Annotated in this window: 5 protein-coding genes; all 5 read left to right on the forward strand. The window is 44.1% G+C overall.

Annotated features, from left to right (window positions below):
- Positions 1–275: 275 nt before the first annotated feature.
- A complete protein-coding gene (locus QZL69_RS08370; protein WP_022214764.1) occupies positions 276–764 on the forward strand; it encodes a signal peptidase I in 489 nt (162 codons plus the stop codon).
- Positions 761–1,414 (forward strand): TasA family protein, encoded by a 654-nt coding sequence (locus QZL69_RS08375; protein WP_022214765.1) that lies wholly within the window; start codon positions 761–763, stop codon positions 1,412–1,414. The genes QZL69_RS08370 and QZL69_RS08375 overlap by 4 nt, the downstream gene beginning before the upstream one ends.
- Positions 1,415–1,445: 31 nt before the next feature.
- Positions 1,446–1,997, forward strand: a complete 552-nt coding sequence (locus QZL69_RS08380) for a SipW-dependent-type signal peptide-containing protein (RefSeq protein WP_022214766.1) — start codon at positions 1,446–1,448, stop codon at positions 1,995–1,997.
- Between the two features lie 14 nt (positions 1,998–2,011).
- The gene (locus tag QZL69_RS08385; protein WP_022214767.1) at positions 2,012–3,232 is read left to right on the forward strand and encodes a hypothetical protein; all 1,221 of its coding nucleotides are present in this window, start codon (positions 2,012–2,014) and stop codon (positions 3,230–3,232) included.
- Positions 3,229–5,606, forward strand: a 2,378-nt coding sequence (locus QZL69_RS08390; RefSeq protein ID WP_291519014.1) for an isopeptide-forming domain-containing fimbrial protein, incomplete at its 3' end; no start/stop codon positions are given. The genes QZL69_RS08385 and QZL69_RS08390, both read left to right, overlap by 4 nt.

A 5,606-nucleotide genomic window follows, 5' to 3' on the forward strand; every position in this document is an offset into this window, starting at 1 on the left:
GGTCTTTTTTTGATGTTTTCTGACTTTTGGCTGTCGAAACAGGGGGAACGAATCTGGTTGACTTTCTTTGGCTCACAGCGTATGATAAGACCATCTGAAACAACGGCAGACATCTCTGCCACGGACTCTTCTTCTGAAGAGGATCTTTAGAATTCCATTTTTATTATTTTTTAATTTTAACTGCAAAGGGGCGTACTCTATGACGGGACTTTTGCGGGGCAGGCCTCCGCCGTAAGATCAATAAAATATCCTACATAAAAAGAAAGGCAGGATTTATGAAAACAGCAGAAAAAGCAGGACGGCTTTTTTTCGCGGTGCTTGGACTTGCAGGTCTGCTGTTGCTGATACTTCCCGGGGCCGGAATTTCTGTAGATATGGTTCTGTCCGGTTCCATGGAACCAAAGATCAGGACGGGAGGACTTGTATTTACAGATACCAGCCGGAAAGACCCTCAGATCGGAGATATCATCACATACAGCCTGAATGACAGTTTTGTGACACATCGTGTTATACGCAGAGAAGGCAGTATGCTGATCACAAAGGGCGATGCAAATGACGGGGAAGACCTGGCACCGGTAAGTGCAGAGCAGGTGCTCGGAACGGTAGTGTTTACAATACCGTTTCTTGGATATATGGCAGCTTTTATGAGACGAAAGACAATTTGGGCCATATGTATTCTGATGATTTCGCAGGAATTGATTTTTATAGTTCAGAATGAACTGACAGAAAGGAGAGCGCGAAAGAAAGCGCGGGCAAAAATATGAAAACAAACAAAAAAAGAAACCTCAAAAAAGCAGGATTTGTAGCAGGAGTTTTATGTCTGGCATCTATCGGTGGTGTATCTGCTTACCTGACAGATTTTGATAAAGCAGATAACCAGTTTACCGTCGGCAAAGTATCTATTGATCTGGACGAGCCTGGATTTAAACCGGAAGAACAGACAAAAATCGAGCCGGGAAAAGACGTAAAAAAAGATCCACAGATCAAAAATACAGGAGTAAATGATGCATTCGTCTATCTGGAAGTATCCATTCCGATGGCAGAAGTAGAGGCTGCATCAGAAGATGGAACACGATTAGGCAAAAGAGAACAGGAACTGTTTTCTTTCCAGACGCCGACAAACTGGACAAAATTAAGCTCCAAAAAAACAGGAGATAATCAGGTCTATGTCTATGCATATAATGAAGTGTTGAAGCCGGAGCAGACAACAAACACTTTGTTTGATTCTGTAAAATTCCTCAATATCATTGAGGGGCAGATCGATGAGAAAAATCTGAGCATTCCGATCAGAGCCTATGCAATTCAGACATCGTATACCGGAGGAGATTCTGCAAGTGTTGTTGACCAGGCAAGAACAGCGTATGAGAAATATGTAAATCAGAATAAAGGACAGGAAGGTCAGGTTACTCCGTAAGAAAGTGCAGAAAGAAAGCAGGTAGTAAGACATGAAAAACAGGAAGAAACTGGCTGTCGCATGTGCGGCGACACTGGGCTTCATCCTTGGAATCGGTGGTACGAATGCATATCTGACTTCTTATGACCAGGTAGTAAACGTGGTTGGCATCGGGAAGAACACGACAAATATCGTAGAAGAATTTCCCACACCATCACCTCTGCCCGGAGATGAAGATTCTGAACTTCCAAAAACAGTATGGGTCGCAAATGGAAATGTGCAGGGCGAAGAGGCTTCGGTCGACTGTTATGTAAGGGTATCACTGGGGTATTCCAACTCTGATATAGGCAGGGCAGTGACATTGAAGCAGATAGATCGGACAAACTGGGTGGAAGCAGATGACGGATTTTATTATTACAAAAAAGTCCTCCGGGAAGGAGAGAAGACAACGCCTCTCTTTTCAGGAATCTCCGTAGATTCTTCGAAACTTGAAAAGACATATCTGGATCAGATCGATGCATTTGAAGTACAGGTTTATGAGGAGTCTGTGCAGGCTGCCGGATTTGAGGATTACAGAAGTGCCTGGGAATTTTATCGGACTTAAAGGATGGAAGAACTATGAGGAAAAGAACAAAGATAGCGGCAGGAATTCTTTCTTTGAGCATCCTGGGGATATCAGGCGTGTATGGATATTTTTCGGACACTTTGCAGGTTGTGAACTATATCTCTGTGGGGGATATCAAGATCAGTGTGGAAGAATTTGAAAAGAAGGGAACAAAAGAAGTTCTTTACAACAATAAAGGAGATGTCCTTCCCGGGGCAGTGGTATCCAAGATCCCAAGGATCACAAACCGTGCTCTTCCATGCTGGGTGCGCGCCAGGATCTTGTATACAAATGACCGGAAAGAACTGGAAGGTCTGGACGATACGAAACTTTCCGGTTTTTCTTCTAAATGGATCAAACGCGGAGAGTACTATTATTACACCAGTATCCTGAAGAGAAAAGAGACGGTCGATCTGTTCCAGAGTGTACATATTCCGGCATCCTGGAAAAAGGAGCATGAGCTTCAGAAACTGGGGCTGACCATTCAGGCAGAAGCAATCCAGGCAGCGAATTTCACACCGGATTTCAGTGCCATGTCGCCATGGGGAAATCAGCTGATTCGGCAGTGTATCCATGAAGAAGACGGAGCAATGACCTGCAAAAAGCCGCAGACGAAGCTGTCAGTGGAATTTAACGGAAAGGCGCATAAACTCCTGTCTGTGCCGGGAGATTTTTTTACAAATCTCGGAACTGCGATGCCGGGAGATGTGCTTACAGATACGATCACAGTGTCCAATACTACAGACAGTGCGGCGGAAATTTTGTTCCGAACCAGCACGGAAGGTAGAAACAGTGAGCAGATTGCGATGCTTAAGGATGTAAAACTTACCGTGGCAATGGGAAATAAGATTCTGTACAGCGGGACTTTGGATTCCACGGGTCTTGCCAGAAACAAAACGCTGGGAATTCTGGAAGCCGGACAGAAAGGAAGTATGAAGTTTCGGCTGGAGATTCCGGCAGAGTGGGATAACCGTATGGCACAGAAAAAAACAGATGTCACATGGATCTTTACTGTTAATGAAGAAGAAAAGACATCATCTTCCGATTCAACAGGAGGATCCGAAAGCGGGGAAAGTACTGCCCGGCCGGCAGTGACCAGAGATAACGGAAGCAAACAGGCAGACCATGTCAAAACAGGTGACTCGTCAGCAACAGAACTTCTGTTGATCCTTCTTCTTGCTTCTGGTGGCATGGTTCTTGTAATCAAAGCATGGAAAGGAGGCAGAGGAGTATGAAAAAAAGAATAATATCAGGAATTTTTGCTGCATTATTTGCTGTTTCTGCTGTTACGGGAATCTCTGCTGCCTCAGATTCTGTGTTTCAGGAAGAAATACAGGATGAGTTTCAGGATGCAGATGGAGATGAAGATATATTTATGCCCGGAGACGAAACAGAGAAAGCTGATGACGAAGATTTTTCAGAAGATGCGGACGGAGATTCTGCTGAGATATCCGAGACAGATTTTGAAGAAAATATGGAACCGGATTCTTTCGATGTGACAGTCAGAGCAGAACAGGGAACGATTGTATTTGAAACGGATCTTCTGCAGCTTAAAGAAGAACAGGAAAAGCTGAGTGCCGATGAACTTTTGCAGATGCAGGAACGAGAACATCTTTTTGTGGCAGGAGAAGCAGTGGGTTTCTATATCCATCCATTTGAAGGATATGAGTGCACAGAAGTAACAGCAGAAAGTGAAGGAGAAGCTGTTTCGGTAACTCTGGGAGAAGATCAGAGATATGAGTTTGTTATGCCGGAAAGTTCTGTGATTCTGAATGCAGAGTTTGAGAAAATTCCCGGGGAAGAAAATGAAGAAGTAGAGATTTTCAATGACGGAGAAGAAGCGGAAGCAGTAAGTACTTCTGCCAGGTCTACAGCAGTCAAGGCTGTGTCAGCAAATTATAAGATGAGACCAGAGTATGCTTTTGCATATGCTTTTCGAAAAGGTAAGACGAAACTTACGGAGGTGCAGGGGGCTTCTGCAAGCCTTCCGGCTAAACTGGATGCGCAGTTCGGTTGGTCCCAGAATGGTGCAACAAATTACAAGAATACCTTTTCGGCATGCAGTATTCAGAATGCTGCACAGAAGGGAAAAATTTCTGCAAAGTATACAAATGTAGGGGAATATAAGGGCAAAATTGTAGACCTGAAAATTACAGTGCCGGAATGGGGTACGGTAAGCTATACACATATGGGTGTTGACAATACTGTGATTTCTCCATGTATTCTGTTTTATAATGACAGGATTGCCTTTTCAACACTTTCTGTAGGAATTGTGCGCTTTAAGTTTGAGTTCTTCGATCATGAAACCGGAGATCAGATTTCTCCTAAAGGGCATGTGACGATGATGGACCTTGACGGAGGTCAGGGATTTCGTGTTTATGACGGATGGGGCGTAGATGCCATGTATATCCGAAGCGGGTACGAGCATCTACAGGCGACGACCGGAACTACAAGTAATGGAACGGTATACACAGAAGTATGTGCTCCGGAAGGAACATCAACAGATAACAACGATGTAAAAGGCTGGTGTCATGTAGATTTTAATAAGTCCTTTACAGTAAACTGGCTTGCAGGTGCGGGTGGACTGACAGGAAAAACTCCGTATTCAGCGTTTTTTATGTCAGGGGCACAGACAGTTGGAACCTATGAGCCGAATTCGGAACCTGAGAAGAAAGTCGGAGCTGTTGATTCGTCTTATAGCAGCATGAAACGACGTGAATCGGAATCGGATACAGCAGCGGAAAAACCTTATACTATCCCAAAGACCAAGGAATTTGATTATATGATCTCACAGACAGTTCTTCCGGGAGATTACAAAAAATTTGAGGTCACGGATCAGCTGGATTCCTGCCTGGAGTACAAAAGTGCTTCTGTCGAAACTGCTCAGGGGAATGATGTCACGCAGCAGTTCACGATCACTGCTACGAAGAATACAGTGAAGTTTGCGGCTGCGAGCAGCTTCCTGAAGACTGATGCGGCCTGCAATAATGTAACCTATTATTTCAGGATCCATGTAAAAGCCAAAGCAGACAGTGTGATTGCCGCTCATGGGCATTATAAAGACGGTATTTATTATCATATTTCAAACCAGGCAAAACGACGTCTTGATTCCTCACAGATGGCAGACACCCAGAAAACAAATATGTCATGGGTACGTGGGATTATTGAAAGGAACTGCAGCATCCGCAAAACAGATGCGGCAGACAGCACGAAAGACCTGACAGGAGCAGTATTTCAGGCATATGCATGGGATGAACAGAAAAAGAGTTATGCCATTACGGGAGAGCAGTTTGCGTATACGGAGAAAACGAAATTATATACGAAAAAACTGCAATATACAGACCAGAACAAAGGAAAATTCAGACTGGTCGAGACACAGGCGCCAGAAGGATACCTTGGGAACTGGAAAGAAGATATCTCTATTCTGGACGAAAACCAGGACTTTGCGCTGGAAGTGTCAAATGAAGGAATACGTCCGCCATATGGTGAGATAACGATAACAAAAAAGATCCTGGAGAATGATATTATCTGGGCGCATGGAAATCCGGTTTTCCGGTTTGTGGTAAATGGAACAGATCGGAAAGGAAAAGCGCACAGTTACGAAAATTA

The sequence above is a fragment of the Blautia sp. CAG:237 genome (assembly GCF_000436615.1).
Classification (GTDB): Bacteria; Bacillota; Clostridia; order Lachnospirales; family Lachnospiraceae; genus Blautia_A; species Blautia_A intestinihominis.

Bases quoted from the DNA above. Each gene is read 5' to 3' on its own strand.
- QZL69_RS08375 (WP_022214765.1), top strand. From the start codon at position 761: ATGAAAACAAACAAAAAAAGAAACCTCAAAAAAGCAGGATTTGTAGCA.
- QZL69_RS08385 (WP_022214767.1), top strand. From the start codon at position 2,012: ATGAGGAAAAGAACAAAGATAGCGGCAGGAATTCTTTCTTTGAGCATC.
- QZL69_RS08370 (WP_022214764.1), top strand. From the start codon at position 276: ATGAAAACAGCAGAAAAAGCAGGACGGCTTTTTTTCGCGGTGCTTGGA.
- QZL69_RS08380 (WP_022214766.1), top strand. From the start codon at position 1,446: ATGAAAAACAGGAAGAAACTGGCTGTCGCATGTGCGGCGACACTGGGC.